Below are 16,938 nucleotides of genomic sequence, written 5' to 3'. Positions count from 1 at the left end.
CCTTGATGCCGGGGCGATTCACTCGCCCCGCGCAGATCTCAATTCTTTCCGGGTCCCCAAATGCGCCTGTGCTTTGGAGACAGGGCACGGGCCTTTTCTTTCCGCTCTTCAGAATGGCATACCTTATGATGCCCGTTCTCCCCGTCCGCCTGTTCTTCTCCGCCTTTCGAGGATAAAAAAAGCGCCGCAGTATGCGGCGCTTTTTGTCGGAACGGTGTTACTCGGAGAAGTTGGACGCGATCAGCTCCACCAGAGCTTCGACCGCCTCTTTCTCATCGGGGCCGTCGGCGATGAGGTTGATGGAGGTTCCCTTCACGACGCCGAGGGAAAGTACACCCAGCAGGCTCTTGGCGTTCACCCGGCGCTCATCCTTCTCGACCCAGATGGAGCTCTTGAACTCATTGGCCTTCTGAATGAAGAATGTGGCGGGTCTGGCGTGCAGGCCGACCTGATTGTTTACGACTGCCTCTTTCATATACATAAGCGTTTCCCCCTAAGATGCGTTTATGAAGTCGCATACTTTCCTGTATAGAATATCAAATTTGTGCCAAATCGTCAATGACATTTTACACAAAATACGGGTGGTATTCTCTCTCAATTGACGGAAGAAGACTTTTGACTGTTTTTATGCGTTCTTGCGCGGACAATGTCCTCCAGCAGCGGACAATTCCGGTTCTGACGCCGCCATTCCGCCCTCCGGGGTAAAAACGCCCTTTGGAGCAGACATGGTTTTTTATCCATCCATCCGGGCGCGCCCGCCGCCTTTACCGCAGCTCCGCCACCGTTACGCCGTCCTCTCCTTCCCCATAGCGTCCGGGGCGGAAGGACTTCACATACCGGCTGCGCTTCAGGTGCTCCCGCACCGCCTTGCGCACCGCGCCGGTGCCCTTGCCGTGGATGATGGTGACGCTCTCCAGCTTGGCCAGCATGGCGTTGTCCAGAAACAGGTCCAGGGCGGCCACAGCCTCGTCGGTGGTCATGCCCCGCAGGTCCACCTCCGAGGAGGCCCCCACGGTGCGCAGCTGCCGCTCCGCCCGGTGGATGATCCGCTGGGCCTGCTTCTTGCTGCCGTCCTCCTCGGCCACACGCACCTCCTCCTGCTTGGCGGTGATCTTCAGAATACCGGCCTGGAGCTGGAGGCTGCCGTCCTTGTTGACGGCCAGTACCTGGGCCCTGGTGCCCCCCATCTTCACCAGCTCCACCGTATCCCCCACTTTGGCGGGACGGGTGGGCGGCGGCGCGGGCTCCTCAGGCCGGGCGCCCAGGGCGTCCTCCGCCTGGTTGAGCCGCTGGCGCAGCCCCGCCCGCTCCTCGTTCACCTTCTGCCAGTCCTCTTCCTTCCGCTGGCGGCGGCGCATCTCGTTGAGCTCCTTGAACACGCTGTCAGCCGTATTCCGCGCCTCGTCCAGAATGGCCCGGGCCTCCGCCTGGGCCTTCTCCACAGCCTTGGACCGCTCCTTCTCCAGCTTGTCCCGGTACTCCCGGGCCACCCGGGCGGAGTCCTCCATCTCCCGGCGCAGCTTCCGGGCCTGGTCCTTCTCCTGCTCCATCTGCTGGCGCTGCTGCTCCAGCCGGGTGATCACGTCCTCAAAGCGGACGTTCTCCGCGTCGATGCGGGCGGAGGCCTTGTCGATGATCTCCTTGGGCAGGCCCAGCCGCTCGGAGATGGCGAAGGCGTTGGACTTGCCCGGGATGCCGATGAGGAGCCGGTAGGTGGGGGCCAGGGAGTTGACGTCAAACTCGCAGGAGGCGTTCTCCACCCCCGGGGTGGTCATGGCGTACACCTTCAGCTCGGCGTAGTGGGTGGTGGCGGCCACCAGGGCCCCCAGCTCCCGGGACTGCTCGATGATGGCGGCGGCCAGAGCCGCGCCCTCCACCGGGTCGGTGCCCGCCCCCAGCTCGTCGAAGAGGATGAGGGTCTTGTCGTCCGCCTCCTTCAGGATGCCCACGATGTTCACCATGTGGGAGGAGAAGGTGGACAGGCTCTGGGCGATGGACTGCTCGTCGCCGATGTCGGCCAGCACCCGGTCGAAGATCATCACCGTGCTGTCGTCCGCCACCGGGATGTGGAGGCCGCACTGGGCCATCAGGGTCAGCAGGCCGATGGTCTTCAGGGTGACCGTCTTGCCGCCGGTGTTAGGGCCGGTGATGACCAGTGTGTCGAAGTCCCCGCCCAGGTACAGGTCGTTGGCCACCGCCTTGTTGGGGTCCAGCAGGGGGTGCCGGGCCTGCCGCAGGCAGATGCCCCGCTCCACGATCCTGGGCTCGCAGGCCCGCATCCGGTAGGACAGCTTGGCCCGGGCAAAGATCACGTCCAGCATGATGAGCAGGTCGTAGTCCTGGGCAATGTCCTCCCGGTGGGCGGCGCACTCGGCGGAGAGCTCAGCCAGGATGCGGTCGATCTCCTTCTCCTCGTCGGCCTGGAGCTCCCGCAGCTCGTTGTTGGCCTTCACCACGCCCATGGGCTCGATGAAGAAGGTGCCGCCGGAGGAGGACACGTCGTGGACCAGGCCGGGCACGTCGTTCTTGCACTCGGAGCGCACCGGCACCACGTACCGGTCGGAGCGCATGGTGATGATGGGCTCCTGGAGGTACTTGGCCTGGGAAGAGGAGATGAGCTTCTGGAGGATGTCCCGCACCTTGGCGGAGGTGGCCCGGATGTGCCGCCGGATGGAGGCCAGCTCCGGGCTGGCCGAGTCGGCGATCTCGTTCTCCCCCAGAATGGAGCCGGTGATCTTGTCCTCCAGGAACCGGTTGGCGGTGAGGGAGGCGAAGAGATGGTCGATGCAGGTCTTGCCGTTGTTCTCGCCGGCGGCGTAGTCCCGGGCGGCCCGGGCGGCCTTGAGCACGGCGGCGATGTCCAGCAGCTCCCGGGTGTTGAGGGCTCCGCCCATGTCCGCCCGCTGGAGGGAGGCCGCCACCGGCTTCACCCCGGACAGGGACGGGCTGCCCCGCAGGGCGGTCATGTTCACGGCGGCGGTGGTCTCAGCCTGGAGGCGCTGGACGTCGTCGGCATCGGTGAGGGGGCGCAGGGCCATGCAGCGCTCCTTGCCCTCCTCGGTCACCGCCTGCCCGGCCAGCTTTTCCAGCACCCGGGGCAGCTCCAGGGTGTGGATGGATTTCTCAAATAAGTCGGTCATAAAACATACCTCACGGAAAAATTCCTCTGCGGTTTTATGGATACGTATTGTGAAGCGTCCGCCTCACGCAAACCGCAAGGCAGTTGATTCGGCGCTTATTATCATACACTATTTTTCCAGACTTATCTACCCCCGGCTCACGGCGGACAGCGAGCCCCTCCATAGACGGCAAAGACAGCGGCGGAGCGCTGCTCCGCCGCTGTCTTGTCTCCTCTATTGTCCTGATTGTCCGTCCAGCCAGGCACAGAACCGGTCCCACAGCTCCATGGCCTTGAACTTGACCACATACCCCTCGTTCTCGCCGGTGATGAGGGAGATCTCGTCCTGGCTGAAGCCGGCGGACGCGGCGGTCTCGGCCGTGGTCTCGGTGACCGACCCCAGGCACAGGGGCGGGAACACCACGCACCACCAGTTCTGTCCGCCGCCCTCGCCGATGACGATGCGCAGGGCGGTGTACTCCCCGGCGGGCAGGGCGAAGTCCTCGTACTCCTTGGTGGGAAACCACACGTTCTCCTCCAGAGACGCGGTGACCGGGTAATCGTACCCCGCCTCTTCCACCGTCTCCGCCCCCGCGGCCGCCAGGTCGCCCAGCCGGGCCGTGATGGCCGCCTCCGCCTCCGCCCGGGTCAGGCCCTGGTCAAACAGATCACCCGCCTCGGCCAGGATGCGGTCCCGGACCTGGAGCTTGAGGGCCTGGTCCGCCGGGTCGTCTGAGTTGGCGATGACGTGGAGCCGGATGACCTTGTCCGCCAGGGCGGACTGCTCCGCCCCCAGCGCGCCACCGGCCAGTGCCGCCACCGCAACCCCCAGCAGCAGCGCCAGCTCCCACCGCCGGAGGCTGTGCCCGCCATGCTTTCCATTCCGTCCAAACACAGGATACCACCATCCAATATGTAATCATTTCTTGCGCGCCGTCTGTCCGGCGCAGGTCTATTGTGGACAACCTGTCTGTTCTTTATACAGCCGGCAGGAAATGTGGGTAAAATTTGTGTAAAACACACCTTGTAAATCATCCATTGAGTGGTAGAATAGTGGTTTATCCCTATCAGGAAATTTGGTACATATGGAAGGAGAAGGGCGCGGAGATGGAGCAGCAGACGCAAGTCAAATGCACTGAGCAAGTACAGCCCCCGCAGAACAAACCGCTGTTTAGCCGCCAGATGCTGGTACGGCTGATCATTCCGCTGGTGATCGAGCAATTTCTTTTGATGTCCGTGGGCATGGCGGATACGGTGATGGTCACCACGGCCGGTGAGGCCGCCGTCTCCGGCGTCTCCCTGGTGGACAACATCAACACCCTGATGCTTCAGATCTTCGCCGCCCTCAGTACCGGCGGCGCGGTGGTGGTGTCCCAGTACCTGGGCCGCAAGGAGCCCGAGCACGCCAGGACCGCCGCCAAGCAGCTGCTGTATGCGGTGACCGTGCTCTCCCTGGTGATCATGGCCCTGTGCCTCATCTTCCGGGAGCATCTGCTCTTCCTGCTCTTCGGCAACATCAACGACGACGTCATGGACTCCGCCCTGCTCTACTTTATCTCCACCGCTCTGGCCTACCCCTTCATGGCCCTGTACAACGCCGGCGCGGCCCTGTTCCGCTCCATGGGCAACTCCAAGGTGTCCATGTTCAACTCCCTCATCGTCAACATCGTCAACATCACCGTCAACGCCATCCTGATCTTCGGCTTCAACATGGGCTCTCTGGGCGCCGGCATCGGCACCCTCACCTCCCGCATCGTGGCGGCGGTGATCATCCTGTTCCTGCTCCAGCACCGGGACTGCGTCCTGCGCATCCACCACATGTTCCGCCCCGAGTTCCACTGGGTCATGGTGCGGCGCATCCTCACCATCGGCATCCCCACCGGCCTGGAGAACGGCCTGTTCCAGGTGGGCAAGCTGGTGGTGCTCAGCCTCATCACCTCCTTTGACGCCGGGGTCAACCTGGCGGTGGTGGGCTCCGCCGTGGCCGCCAACGCCATCGCCAACAGCGCGGCCGGCGTCATCAACGTGCCCGGTCAGGCCATCGGCCTGGCCATGGTCACTGTGGTGGGCCAGTGCGTGGGCGCCCAGTTCCTGGACCAGGCCGTCCGCTACACCCGCAAGCTGATGATCATGGCCTACCTCTCCATGGGCACCATGGCGGTCATCCTCTTCTTCGGCGCGGGCTGGCTGGTCACCCTCTTCAACCTGAGCGCCCCCGCCGCCGCCATGGCCGCCCAGGTGCTGCGGTGGAACTCCGTGTTCGTCCTGTTCTTCTGGCCCATGTCCTTCACCCTGCCCAACGCCCTGCGGGCCGCGGGCGACGCCATGTTCACCATGAGCGTGTCCCTCATCTCCATGTTCGCCTGCCGCATTGTCCTCAGCTACGTGCTGGGCGCGGACGCCATCTTCGGCATCCCCATGGTGGGCCTGCATCTGCTGGGCGTGTGGATCGCCATGTTCTGCGACTGGGTGGTCCGGGCCGTCTTCTTCCTGGTCCGCTTCTGGCAGGGCAAGTGGAAGCAGATCCAACTCATTTGATTTCAATATCCGCCGAAAAAGCGGCGCACCGTCAAATACGGTGCGCCGCTTTTTGTTATGCTCTGGCAGGCCTCCAGGTGTACAGCAGCACGGCCAGCGCCACCGTGACGGGCACGGCCAGCACAATGCCGAAGCTGCCCGACAGGCCCTGCATGATGGCGATGCCGATGTTGTTGGAGTTGATCATCTGCTGGTAGGGCAGGTCGTAGGCGTAGTCCAGCACCAGCATGGACACGCTGCCGCCGGCAAAGGCCAGGATCAGGGTGTTGGAGTCGGTGCCCATCATGTCCCGGCCCACGTGCATGCCGGCCTTGAACAGATCAGCCCGGGAGATGGCCGGGTTCTGGGCGTGGATCTCGGCGATGGCGCTGCCGATGGACATGGCCACGTCCATCACCGCCCCCAGGCTGGAGATGAGCAGCCCGGAGAAGAGCAGCCCGCCCACCTGCACGCCGCTGGTGCTGGCCAGGGTAAGCAGGCTCTCGATGTCGGACACGTTCCAGCCCGTGATGCCGGTGGCCATGCTGAACAGGCTGGCGGCCAGTCCGGCGATGACCACCCCCGCCACCGTGCCGCCGGTGGCCACCAGGGTCTTTCTGGTGGGCCCGCCGATGAGGTACATGGTGACCAGAGTGGTGACCACGCAGATGAACACCGCCACCCAGAAGGGGGACCAGCCCTGATAGACCAGGGGCAGGTACACGAAGATGATGCAGAAGAAGGTGAACACCAGGCCCAGGGCGCCCTTGAGGCCCTGCTTGCCGCCCACCAGGCAGAGCACCAGCAGATAGGCGGCGGCAAAGGCGTAGATCACCCACTCCCGGTCCTGGGAGTAGATGCTGGTGATGGTGGAGTCCCCCGCCACGCTCTGCATGACCACCACCTTCATGCCCACGGTGCAGCCCGCGCCGAAGAGGTAGCCGGAGGAGCTGGTGGTCTCCAGGGTCTGGCCTTTTCGGACGCCGGTGGTCATCTCCACCAGCATCCGCTGCTCCCCTACCCGGGAGCCGTCGGGCTGGAGGTTGTCCTGGAGGATCTCCACCACAACGCCCTTCTCAAAGGTCTGGCCCTCCCGGCTGACCAGCGGCACCTTTCCGCCCTGGTTGAGGCGGACGGTAAAGAGCAGGAACAGGGCCAGCAGCACCAGCGGGATGCCCCAGCGCAGAAAAAACTTTTTGATATGCAACTTCATTCAGCCTTTCTCTCTCAACACGGACGTCCGGCGGAACGCACGTTTTTCCGGCCTGCCGGTCCGAAGGGTGATAAACAGCATTTTCCCGGCGGCAATGCCGCCGGGAAAACACTGCTCATATGGGGGGAAGATTCAGAACAGGGGGACTCAGGCGCCCAGGCTCACGCCCAGGGCGGCCAGGAAGGAGGCGGGGACGTAGTAGTTGCCCTCCGCCAGCACAGCGCCGGTGGAGACAGCGGAGCCGTTCACGGTCAGGTTCAGGGTGACGGCGGAGCCGACGGTGGGCAGGGCGGCGGGCACCGCGGCGGTGTAGGCGGCGCCGGTGGTGACCACCACGCCGTTGTTCTCCCAGGCCACGTTGAACTGGCTGTCCGTGCCGGAGACGGAGGCGGCCACGTCACGCAGGCGGTAGTAGGTCTCGCCGTCCTGGCTCAGGGTGGCCACGGAGCCGGTGCCGTTCTTCTCGATGGTAAAGGTGTCGTCAATGGCCTCCACCTTGCCGTCGTCGGTGATCTGGTAGGTGGTGATGGAGAAGGAGTTGCTGTCCATCTCAATGACGGAGTAGCTGGGCAGCCAGTTCTGGCTCCGGGCGGCGATGTAGTCCTGCTGGGTGCTGATGAGCTCGTAGAACTTGGAGCCAGAGGCGGAGTTGGCGGTCATGTACAGGGTGCCCTTGGGGTTGACCACGGTGTTGCTGGTGGTGGCCTCAATGGTGTAGCACCCGTTGTCGGCCTGGAAGGCGTCGTGGGCGGCGGTGCCGGCGGTATCGCCCTCCTCGGGGTACAGGGGGATCTTCTCGTCGTTCTGGGTGTTATAGGCGTTGTTCCAGTCGTAGTCGGTGCCCTCGTCGTTCAGGCGGAACTCGTAGGTGCCGTGGGTCTGGCCGTCGCCGTAGAGCATCTTGGAGCGGCTGTAGGTGTGGTCGTGGCCCTGGAGCACCACGTCGATGTCGTACTCGTCAAAGATGGGGGTCAGCTGGGTGCGCAGGATCATGCCGTCGGTATCGGAGTGGTCCAGGCCGGTGCCGTAGATGTCCTGGTGGATGGTGACCACACGCCAGGTAGCGTCCGGGTCGGAGGCAATGGCCTCCTGGATGGCCTTCTCATGCTCGGCCACGTTGTAGTTGTTGGTGTTGAGCACGATGAACAGACCGTCGCCGTAGGAGTAGTAGTAGTCGCCGCCGGCCTGGGTCTGGCCGTACTCGGTGGCGTTGGGGTTGTTGAAGTGGTAGGTGTAGTCGGGGTTCAGGGAGTCGTGGTTGCCGATGGCGGTGGCCACGGGCAGGCTGGCCAGGGCGTCGGCAGCCAGGTAGCCGGCGTACTCCTCCTCCTTGGGCTTACCGGTCTTATTGACCTGGTCGCCGGCGGAGATGATGAAGTTCACATCCGGGTTCTGCTCGGTGGCGATCTCCAGGGTCCGGTTCCAGCCGAAGGCGTCGTTGCGGGCGGCGGTGTTGGCCGCGCCGGAGTCGCCTACCAGAGCCTCGCCGTTCTGGGGCTGGCCCTTGGATGCGCCGATCTGGGGGTCGCCCACGTAGAGCATCTTGACCTGGTCAAAGCTGCCGGTCTTGTACTCCTGGACCTCGGTCTGGACGCCGTTCTTCTCCACCGTGTAGTAGTAGGTGGTGTTGGCCTTCAGGCCGGTGACGGTGACGTGGTTGTAGTCATAGGCCACGCCGTCGGTCAGGCTGTCGTCCACCTGGGCGGACATGCCGGTGAAGGCGGTCAGATTGTTCTTGTCTGTTCCGAAGTGGACCACAGGAGTGGCCGCCTTGCCGCTCTCCGTCTTGCTGTACCAGGCGAAGTTGAGCTGGGTCTCGTTGGCGCCGGGGGTCAGGGACACGTGGGTGTAATCGGTGGCCACACTCTCCCACTCGCTCACCCAGGCCTGCCACTCGGCGGAGCCGCCGGTGACGCTGCCGTCGTTATAGTTGGCAGTGGCCGCCATGGCCAGAGGGCCCACACCCAGGAGCAGCGCGCCGCTGAGCACACCGGCCAGAATCTTTTTCCTTGTCTGCATTTCATCCAACTTCCTTTGCGGTTTGGTTTTGGTCTGATGGAACCAGTGACAATATAGCACTGTGTTTTTCCTTTTTCAATGCATCTTTCAAAGCTTTTCCAGGATATTTACCCAGATTTTACTTTATATTATTTTGGAAAATAAAATTCTTTTTGGAGTCTCCGGCATTTTGCCTCAGCAGTGTTTTTTTGCCGCGGCGGCGTATAATCCTCCCTTTTCCGGGAGAAGCTATCCGCGGAATCCAATCTGAGGAGGTCTCTTCGCAATGTTTGTGGATAAAATCGCCCTGATCCTGGCCATTGTCGGCGGGCTCAACTGGGGCAGCATCGGCATTTTCGGATTCGACCTGGTGGCTTTCGCCTTCGGCGGCTCCGACAGCGCCATCTCCCGGGTGATCTACACCCTGATCGGCCTGGCTGCCGTGTGGTGTATCTCCCTCCTGTTCCGGGACCGGGACTCTGACGGCGACAAGGCTTAAAAAAACGGAGAAGCACAGGTTTTCCTGTGCTTCTCCGTTTTTTTATGGGATCGCTTACCGGCGCTCGCCGTAGTAGACCTCCAGGATCAGGCTGCGCATCTCCTCCCGGCTGGGCATCCGGGGCGTAAAGGGCGTGCACACGTCCGCAAAGGCCTTGTCCACCAGGGCGTCCAGCTTGGCCATCACGTCCGCCTCGTCCTTCACCACCTCGCGCATGGTCTCGGGGACGTTGATCCTGCGGCGCAGCTTCATCACCGCCTCCAGCAGGTCGGTCTCCCCCACCAGGGCGGCCAGCTCTCCGTAGCGCTTGGCGGTCTTGGGGTCCTCCATGTTGAAGCGGAGGCCGTAGGGCAGGACGATGGCGTTGGCCAGCCCGTGGGGCACGCCGTACTCGGCACCGAAGGTGTGGGCGATGGAGTGGACGATGCCCAGGGCGCAGTTGGAGAAGGCGATGCCGCCCATGCAGGAGGCGGCCAGCATGTTGGCCCGGGCCTCCAGATTGTCCCCGTGCTCATAGCACTCGGCCAGGTTCTCATAGCCGTACCGGAAGGAGGCCATGGCCATGGCGTCGGAGTAGGGGTTGGCCTGGGGGGTCACATAGGACTCGATGGCGTGGGTCAGGGCGTCCATGCCGGAGGAGGCCGTCAGGCCCTTGGGCATGGTGGTGGTAAAGATGGGGTCCAGCACCGCCACGTCGGGCACCAGGCGGCCCTTCATGCAGCGGATGGAGTATTTTTTCTTCTTTACCGTGTCCTTGATGAGGGCCGCCCGGGTGGCCTCGCTGCCGGTGCCCGCCGAGGTGGGGATGCAGCACAGATTGGCCTTGACCCGGAGGTTCTTGATCTCGTTGGGGGGCATGACGTCCTCCAGCTCCTTGTACTCCGGGTTCTCGTAGAACACCCACATGGCCTTGGCCGCGTCCATGGCGGAGCCGCCGCCAAAGCCGATGACCCAGTTGGGCGCAAACTCGGCCATGTCCGCCGCGCCCTTCAGCACCGTCTGGAAGCTGGGCTCCGGCTCCACGTCCGTGTAGGACCGGCAGGTGAAGCCCGCCCCCTCCAGCACATCGGTGACCATCTTCAGCTGGCCCAGCTCCTGCTGGATGGTGCCGCTCATGACGATATAGGCCCGCTTCCGCTCCCCAGTCAGCTCCGCCAGGGCCTTGACCGCATCCTGGCCGCAGTACATATGCCCGCAGCCCAGCTTGATACCATACATGGGAATGCCTCCTTCTTAATCGTAGACAATACAGTTTTTGATGACCGCGCCGGAGGCGTGCTCCCGGATGGCGGCCTCCAGCTGGTCCATGGGATACTCGTTCTGAATAAAATCCTCCGCCGAGATGACCCCCAGCTTCAGCAGCTCCAGCGCCGCCGCCACATGGGCGGGGGGTGGTGTGGTACACGCCCTTGACGGTGAGCTGGGAGTAGTGGAGCAGGGTGGCGTCCACGTGGAGCACGCTGCCCGCCTTTGTGCCGCCGAAGAGGAGCACAAAGCCCCCCTTCCGGGCCATCTTCACGCTGGTCTCCCAGACCTGAATGAGCCCGGTGGCCTCAATGACCACGTCGGCGCCCCGCTCCCGGTCGGTGAGCGCCCGGACGGCGGCCACCGTGTCCTCCACGCCGGTGAGATCCAGCGCCTTCCACACGCCCAGACGGCGGGCCGTCTCCAGGCGGCTGGGCACCATGTCAGTCACCAGCACTTTGGCGCCCCGGAGCACCGCCAGCCGGGCGAACATCAGGCCGATGGGTCCCGCGCCGTTGACCACCACAAAGTCGCCCAGGGCAATGGGGCAGTTCTCAATGCCGTAGACCGCGCAGGAGAAGGGCTCCATCAGGGAGGCCGCCTTGTGGGAGAGGCTGTCCGGAATGACGAACATGTTCTGTGCCACAATGGGCGCCGGGACCTTGACATACTCCGCGTAGGTCCCCCGGCAGTAGGTCAGTGTCTCGCACATGAAGGGCTGGCCGTGCTTGCAGTAGTAGCAGCGGCCGCAGGGGGCGGTGTTGTGGCAGGCCACCCGGTCCCCCTCCTTCACGTGCTCCACGCCCGCGCCCACGGCGGCCACCACGCCGGAGAACTCATGTCCATAGGGGTGGGGCGGCTTGAGGAGCGGGTAGCCCCGCCTGAAATTTTTCACATCCGTACCGCAGGTGGTGGAGATCCTGTTTTTTACCAGCACCTCCCCCGGGCCGGGATCGGGAATGGGCTGCTCTATTATGCGGATGTCCTCCACGCCGAACAGCATGGCCTGCTTCATGGTTCCGTTCATCTGTCAGCCTCCCTGATTAAGTATGTCCGCAGGCGGAAACCCGCCTGCGGACACCGGATGGGCTCACGCCCTGTTACGCGCTCAGTAGCCCACCGTATCCTTGGGCTCGCCGGGCTTCTTGGCCTGGCCGTAGCTCTGCATCCGCACCCGGACGGCGGCCATCTCCTCGCCGGTGAGGACGACGGGGGCGCCCACTGCGATGTAGAGGATCTCCATGGCCCGGCGCTCGGCGACGGAGAAGAAGTAACTGCTGTTCTTGCGCAGCTGGCGGTCCAGGGCCGCCCGGTCGGAGATCTCCGCCCGGATGCGCTGCCCGCCGATCACCAGGCGGCCCATCCGGTACTGCGCCAGATAGTCGTTGATCTTCTCCACGTCATAGTAAAAGGTCCGTTTGGCAATGCCAAGTACCTGAAGCAGGTAGGAGGAGGTCAGGCCCTGTTCCGCATCCAGCAGACTGCGCAGGATATAGGTCTGTCGGCTCTTTAATTCCACTTGCGCTCCTCCATTCCATTTGTCTCGTCAGTCGGGCAGATTGTGCAGCAGCGCGGAGACCGCCTGGGCCGCCTCCCGCTCATCGCTCCCCTCCACCTGGAGCATAACCTCCATACCGGGCAGGATGCCGCCGGAGAGCACGCTGATGATGCTCTTGGCATTGATCTCGTCGTCCTCATGGACCAGGATAATGTCGCTTGCGTACTTGGAGCTGACCTCGACCAGCTCGGAGGCCGGACGGGCGTGCAGGCCGCTCTGATTCTGAATGGTGATTTTTTCCTCGTACATAATGAGTTCCATCCTTTCTGTTCTGCTGTTTTCCCTATGGAAAGGTTCTCTTTTTTGATTGACCTCATCTTAGCACGCCGCCCTCCTGTTGAACATTACCAAATCAATGCGTGTTATTTTTCCGACATTGTGCAAAAAGCATATCAGCCCTCCTTATGGCCCAATTCTTACACGGTCCAACCCGATGTTCAAAAAATGGAGCCATGGTCTTCCCATGGCTCCATTCTGTTTCATCCTGTGCCCCGTATTCTATTTGTTCTGCTCCAGCCACTTCTTCAGCTGCTCCGCCATGGCCGAGGAGCCCTGCTCCTCCCGGCGGTCCTGCTGCTCCAAATAGCGGCGCACATCCCCCTTGCCTGCTGATTTCTCCGAGCGGCGCTTCTTGAAGTCGCTCAGCTTCTCCCGGTAGCCGCACACACAGGCGAACATCTGCTTCTCCCCCTCGCCCCGCAGCTCCATCTTCTTATGGCAGTTGGGGCAGCGGGCGTTGGTGATCTGCTTGACGCTGCGGCGGTAGCCGCACTCCCGGTCGGGACACACCAGCATCTCCCCCCGCTTGGTCTTGACCTTGAGCAGGTACTTGCCGCAGTCGGGGCATGGGGTGCGGGTCTGGTTGTCGTGGTGGTAGGACGCGTCGCTGGCCTTGACCTCGCTCACCAGCCGGGAGGCGTAGGACCGCATCTCCCCCACAAAGGCGCTCTCCTTCTCCCTGCCCTGGGCGATATCCCCCAGCCGCTTCTCCCATTTGGCGGTGAGCTGGGCGCTGCGCAGGTCGGAAGGGGCCAGCTCCACCACCTGGATACCCTTGGAGGTGGGATAGAGCTCCTTGCCCCGCCGCTCGATGTAGAAGGCGGAGAACAGCTTCTCGATGATGTCCGCCCGGGTGGCCGGGGTGCCCAGGCCGCCGGTCTCCTCCAGGATGCGGGACTGCTCCGCGTCCTTCACCTGGGCCTGGGGGTGCTCCATGGCGGTGAGGAGGGTGGCCTCGGTGTACCGCTTGGGGGGCGCCGTCTTGCCCGCGTTGATCTGCAGCCCGGTCAGCTTGATCTTGTCCCCCTGGCTCAGGGGCGGCAGGTTCTGCTCCGCGTCCTCGTCCTCGGCGGCGCCCTCGTCCTCCTCCAGGGTGAAGCGGCTGTAGGCCGCCTTCCAGCCCTGGTCCTTCACGATCTTGCCCCGGGCGGTGAAGGTCTCCCCGTCCACCGTCATGGTCAGGCGGATCTCCTCGTAGGTGAAGGGGGGCAGCAGCACCGCCAGGAACCGGCGGACCACCAGGTCGTAGATGTTCCGCTCCGGCCCGGTGAGCCGCCACAGGTCGGGCTGCTCCTCGGTGGGGATGATGGCGTGGTGGTCGGTGACCTTGGCGTTGTTGACCAGATACCGGGTCTGGAGGGGACGATTGCGCATGATCTGCTGGGCCAGGGGCTTGTACTCGTCCACCATCACGCTGCGTAGACGCTCCGGCAGGGTGGGCACCACGTCGTCGGAGATGTAGCGGGAGTCGGTGCGGGGGTAGGTGAGCACCTTGTGAATCTCGTAGAGATTCTGCATGATGGACAGCGTCTCCTTGGCGGAGTAGGCGTACTTCCGGTTGGCGTCCCGCTGGAGCTCGGTCAGGTCGTAGGCCGGGGGCGGCGGGGTCTGCTTCCAGGTCTTCTTCACCTGGGTGAGCACGCCGGTCTTGCCCTCCAGCTTCTTGGCCAGAGCCTCGGCCTGCGCCCGGTCAAAGATCCTGGCCTGGCCCTTCTTGTCCCGCCAGGTGGCAGTGAAGCCGGGAGTTTTGGCCACCAGGGTGAAGAAGTCCTTGGGCACGAACCGGCGGATCTCCTGCTCCCGGTCCACGATAAGGGCCAGGGTGGGGGTCTGGACCCGCCCGGCGGAGAGCTGGGCGTTGAACTTGCAGGTCAGGGCCCTGGTCACGTTCAGGCCCACCAGCCAGTCGGCCTCGCTGCGGGCCCGGGCGGAGCGGAACAGGTTGTCGTACTCCGATGCCGGGCGCAGGTGGGCGAAGCCCTCCTTGATGGCCTTGTCGGTCTGGGAGGAGATCCACAGCCGTTTGGCCGGCTTCTTCCAGCCCGCCTTCTCCATGATCCACCGGGCCACCAGCTCGCCCTCGCGGCCCGAGTCGGTGGCGATGACCAGGTCGGAGATGTCTCCCCGGCGCATGAGGGCCTGGACGGCCCGGAACTGGCGGCCGGTCTGGGGGATGACCTGGGTCTTCATCTTCTCGGGCAGCATGGGCAGGGTGAGCATGTCCCACTTGGCCCAGGCCTTGTCGTACTCCTCCGGGGGCGACAGCTCCACCAGATGGCCCAGGGCCCAGGTGACCACATATCGGTCCCCCTCCAGGCAGCCCTCTCCCTGGTGTTTGCAGCCCAGCACCCGGGCCAGCTCCCGGCCCACAGAGGGTTTTTCTGCCAGTACCAGCGTCTTGGACACCGTCCTCACGCTCCTTTTTCGAAGTCATAGCAACAGTATAACCCGGCGGCGGGAAAAAGGCAATCCGCCCCCTCAGCCCAGGTCGGGCTCCGCCGCCAGGGTCACGGTTCCGGGCGCCCTCCCCTCGCTCTCGAAGAGGATGAGCTCGTTCTCCCCCTCTCTGAGCATGGGGCCGGGGATGTACAGCCTGCGCTGGGGGCCGATGTCCCAGAAGCGGCCGATATTCACCCCGTTGAGCAGGGCGCAGCCCTTGCCCCAGCCCGTGGTGTCCAGGAAGGTGTCCCCCCGCTCCTCCGGGCGGAAGGTGAAGCGGTAGAAGGCGGGGCCCGCCGCCCGGCCTCCGAACTTCAGGCCCTTCAGTCCCTCCATGGACAGGGGCCAGGCCTGCCAATCGGTCACCGGCACGCCGTCCAGCAGCACCGGACCGTCGATGCCCTTGCGCTGCCGGGCCATCCTGGGGCCGTAGTTCACCCGGCCCAGGTTCTCCACCAGGATGTCCAGGCGGGTGTCACGCTCCAGCGCCCAGTCCACGCTGTGGGGGCCCTCCAGCGCCCGGTCCATCAGGGTGAGCGCCGGCACGCCGTCCAGGAAAATCAAGGCCCGGTCCGCCGCGTTTGTCAGTTCCAGACACTTGGCCCGGGTCCCTGCGGGCAGGGTGGTCCGGTAGAGGATATACCCGCAGCTCTGGCCCAGCCGCTCCATGGATCTGGGGGTGTCCAGCGCCACGGGCTGTCCCAGACTGTCCAGGGCGTCAAAGAGGCCCACCCGGCCCGACGCCTCCAGAGCGCCGTAGCCCCGGCGGACGATCTCCGTGGTCAGCTCTACCCGGGGGATGGGGGCGTATTTCCCGATGACCCGCTGGAAGGCCCGGTATTTCTCCGTCTCCCGGCCGTCCTCGGTGAGGGGGGAGCCGTAGTCGTAGGAGGTCACGTCGGGGGTGAGGTGGTCAAAGTAGTTGGAGCCGTTGTACAGCCCCGGGTTGGTGCCGCCGTGGAACATGTAGAAGTTCACGCTGCCCCGGCGCAGGATCTCATCCAGGTCGGCGGCGTTCTCCTTCGCCCCGGCGGTGTGGTGCACGTCCCCCCAGGCGTCAAACCACCCCACCCAGAACTCGGTGACCATCAGCGGGCCGCCCTTGGCGTGGGGCCGGAGCACCTCCAGCTTCTCCGCTGCGCCGGAGCCGAAGTTGACGGTGGACAGCGCGCCGACCATGCCGCCCCGGTCCAGGGCGTGCTCGTCCAGGTTGTCCGCCGTGATGAAGGGCACGGTGGCGCCGTTCTCCCGCATCAGCCCGGCCAGGCCCTCCAGGTAGGCCGGGTCCTCCCTGCCCCAGACGCCGAACTCATTCTCCACCTGCATCAGGAGCACCGGCCCGCCCCGGTCGATCTGCATGGGGGCCAGCTCCTGGAAGAGCCGCCTGTAGTACCTGGCCACGTGGGAGAGAAAGGGGCCCTCGGAGGACCGGAGGGGCATATCCTCCCCGGACAGCAGCCAGGCGGGCAGACCGCCGAACTCCCACTCGGCGCAGATGTAGGGCGAGGGGCGGACGATGGCGTACAGTCCCACCGCCTGGGCCGTGCGCAGAAAGGCGGCCAGGTCCAGCCCGCCCTCAAAGCGGAACTGTCCCGGCGCAGGCTCATGGAGGTTCCAGGGCACATAGGTCTCCACGCAGTTGCAGCCCATGGCCCGCAGCTTCTCCAGCCGGTCCCGCCAGTAGGCCGGGTGGACCCGGAAGTAGTGGATGGCGCCCGAGATGATTTTGAAGGGCGCGCCGTCCAGGTAGAATTGCTCTCTGATTTCAAAGCGGCTCATATGATGCCTCCCTGTCCGGGACGGCATGGCGCCGCCCCTGTGCTGTGGACCATCTTACCACAACGGCGCGTTCCCGGCAATCGTCAGGCCGCGCCCTGTTCCGCCCGGATAAAAAAATAGCCGTCCCCAACCGGGACGGCTATTTTTGCACAACTGTGCGGTTATTTCACTACTTCGCCCTTGAAGATCACGTTGCGGATGGACAGGTCTCTGTTGAGCAGCACCACGTTGGCCCACTTGCCGCTCTCCAGGCTGCCGCACCGGCTGTAGATGCCGATGGCCCGGGCCGGGTT

The 16,938-nt window shown here is 64.1% G+C and carries 14 protein-coding genes and 1 pseudogene; 2 read left to right on the top strand and 13 right to left on the bottom strand.

Annotated features, from left to right (window positions below; translation table 11 throughout):
• Positions 1–217 precede the first annotated feature (217 nt).
• From WMO64_RS07950 to WMO64_RS07940, 3 genes are all read right to left on the bottom strand, one after another.
• A complete protein-coding gene (locus tag WMO64_RS07950) occupies positions 218–481 on the bottom strand; it encodes an HPr family phosphocarrier protein (protein ID WP_294520074.1) in 264 nt (87 codons plus the stop codon).
• Between the two features lie 283 nt (positions 482–764).
• A complete protein-coding gene (locus WMO64_RS07945; RefSeq protein WP_349231636.1) occupies positions 765–3,140 on the bottom strand; it encodes an endonuclease MutS2 in 2,376 nt (791 codons plus the stop codon).
• Positions 3,141–3,353: 213 nt separating this feature from the next.
• On the bottom strand, positions 3,354–4,013 hold the full coding sequence (locus tag WMO64_RS07940; RefSeq protein WP_349231635.1) for a stage II sporulation protein R: 660 nt from the start codon (positions 4,011–4,013) through the stop codon (positions 3,354–3,356).
• Between the two features lie 212 nt (positions 4,014–4,225).
• On the opposite strand from WMO64_RS07940, the gene WMO64_RS07935 reads away from it, so the two are divergent.
• Positions 4,226–5,656, top strand: a complete 1,431-nt coding sequence (locus tag WMO64_RS07935) for an MATE family efflux transporter (RefSeq protein WP_294520067.1) — start codon at positions 4,226–4,228, stop codon at positions 5,654–5,656.
• Between the two features lie 55 nt (positions 5,657–5,711).
• Here the strand turns inward: WMO64_RS07935 and WMO64_RS07930 are convergent, their stop codons facing one another.
• Complete coding sequence (locus WMO64_RS07930) at positions 5,712–6,848, bottom strand: YibE/F family protein (protein WP_349231634.1); 1,137 nt, start codon at positions 6,846–6,848, stop codon at positions 5,712–5,714.
• Between the two features lie 147 nt (positions 6,849–6,995).
• Positions 6,996–8,867 carry a purple acid phosphatase family protein gene (locus WMO64_RS07925; RefSeq protein WP_349231633.1) on the bottom strand — a complete coding sequence of 624 codons (1,872 nt, stop codon included), beginning with the start codon at positions 8,865–8,867 and terminating at the stop codon, positions 6,996–6,998.
• Positions 8,868–9,132: 265 nt separating this feature from the next.
• On the opposite strand from WMO64_RS07925, the gene WMO64_RS07920 reads away from it, so the two are divergent.
• The gene (locus WMO64_RS07920) at positions 9,133–9,345 is read left to right on the top strand and encodes a DUF378 domain-containing protein (RefSeq protein ID WP_349231632.1); all 213 of its coding nucleotides are present in this window, start codon (positions 9,133–9,135) and stop codon (positions 9,343–9,345) included.
• Between the two features lie 54 nt (positions 9,346–9,399).
• On the opposite strand, the gene WMO64_RS07915 is transcribed toward WMO64_RS07920, so the two are convergent.
• The 8 genes and pseudogenes from WMO64_RS07915 to WMO64_RS07880 all read right to left on the bottom strand — a co-directional run.
• The gene (locus WMO64_RS07915; protein WP_349231631.1) at positions 9,400–10,563 is read right to left on the bottom strand and encodes an iron-containing alcohol dehydrogenase; all 1,164 of its coding nucleotides are present in this window, start codon (positions 10,561–10,563) and stop codon (positions 9,400–9,402) included.
• A gap of 15 nt (positions 10,564–10,578) precedes the next feature.
• Positions 10,579–10,725, bottom strand: coding sequence for a hypothetical protein (locus WMO64_RS07910; RefSeq protein ID WP_349231630.1), 147 nt, complete (start codon positions 10,723–10,725; stop codon positions 10,579–10,581).
• 76 nt (positions 10,726–10,801) lie between these two features.
• Positions 10,802–11,593, bottom strand: a pseudogene (locus tag WMO64_RS07905) (alcohol dehydrogenase catalytic domain-containing protein); the annotation flags it as partial.
• A gap of 105 nt (positions 11,594–11,698) precedes the next feature.
• Positions 11,699–12,109, bottom strand: coding sequence for a hypothetical protein (locus WMO64_RS07900; protein ID WP_349231629.1), 411 nt, complete (start codon positions 12,107–12,109; stop codon positions 11,699–11,701).
• 27 nt (positions 12,110–12,136) lie between these two features.
• On the bottom strand, positions 12,137–12,397 hold the full coding sequence (locus tag WMO64_RS07895) for an HPr family phosphocarrier protein (protein ID WP_294520026.1): 261 nt from the start codon (positions 12,395–12,397) through the stop codon (positions 12,137–12,139).
• Positions 12,398–12,646: 249 nt separating this feature from the next.
• Entirely contained in the window at positions 12,647–14,833 is a 2,187-nt protein-coding gene (locus WMO64_RS07890; RefSeq protein ID WP_349231628.1) for a DNA topoisomerase III, read from the bottom strand.
• Positions 14,834–14,905: 72 nt separating this feature from the next.
• Positions 14,906–16,645, bottom strand: a complete 1,740-nt coding sequence (locus tag WMO64_RS07885; protein ID WP_349231627.1) for a glycoside hydrolase family 35 protein — start codon at positions 16,643–16,645, stop codon at positions 14,906–14,908.
• Between the two features lie 161 nt (positions 16,646–16,806).
• The coding region (locus WMO64_RS07880) for an amidohydrolase family protein (protein WP_349231679.1) at positions 16,807–16,938 on the bottom strand (132 nt) is incomplete at its 5' end.

The organism is Pseudoflavonifractor intestinihominis (assembly GCF_040096055.1).
Taxonomy (GTDB): domain Bacteria; phylum Bacillota; class Clostridia; order Oscillospirales; family Oscillospiraceae; genus Pseudoflavonifractor; species Pseudoflavonifractor intestinihominis.
Note: the sequence above shows the minus strand (reverse complement) of the source record. Positions and strands in the feature narration are given on the sequence as shown.

Coding starts and splice junctions, on each gene's coding strand:
- WMO64_RS07950 (WP_294520074.1), bottom strand. CDS start 481: ATGTATATGAAAGAGGCAGTCGTAAACAATCAGGTCGGCCTGCACGCC.
- WMO64_RS07945 (WP_349231636.1), bottom strand. CDS start 3,140: ATGACCGACTTATTTGAGAAATCCATCCACACCCTGGAGCTGCCCCGG.
- WMO64_RS07885 (WP_349231627.1), bottom strand. CDS start 16,645: ATGAGCCGCTTTGAAATCAGAGAGCAATTCTACCTGGACGGCGCGCCC.
- WMO64_RS07930 (WP_349231634.1), bottom strand. CDS start 6,848: ATGAAGTTGCATATCAAAAAGTTTTTTCTGCGCTGGGGCATCCCGCTG.
- WMO64_RS07895 (WP_294520026.1), bottom strand. CDS start 12,397: ATGTACGAGGAAAAAATCACCATTCAGAATCAGAGCGGCCTGCACGCC.
- WMO64_RS07935 (WP_294520067.1), top strand. CDS start 4,226: ATGGAGCAGCAGACGCAAGTCAAATGCACTGAGCAAGTACAGCCCCCG.
- WMO64_RS07920 (WP_349231632.1), top strand. CDS start 9,133: ATGTTTGTGGATAAAATCGCCCTGATCCTGGCCATTGTCGGCGGGCTC.
- WMO64_RS07925 (WP_349231633.1), bottom strand. CDS start 8,867: ATGCAGACAAGGAAAAAGATTCTGGCCGGTGTGCTCAGCGGCGCGCTG.
- WMO64_RS07915 (WP_349231631.1), bottom strand. CDS start 10,563: ATGTATGGTATCAAGCTGGGCTGCGGGCATATGTACTGCGGCCAGGAT.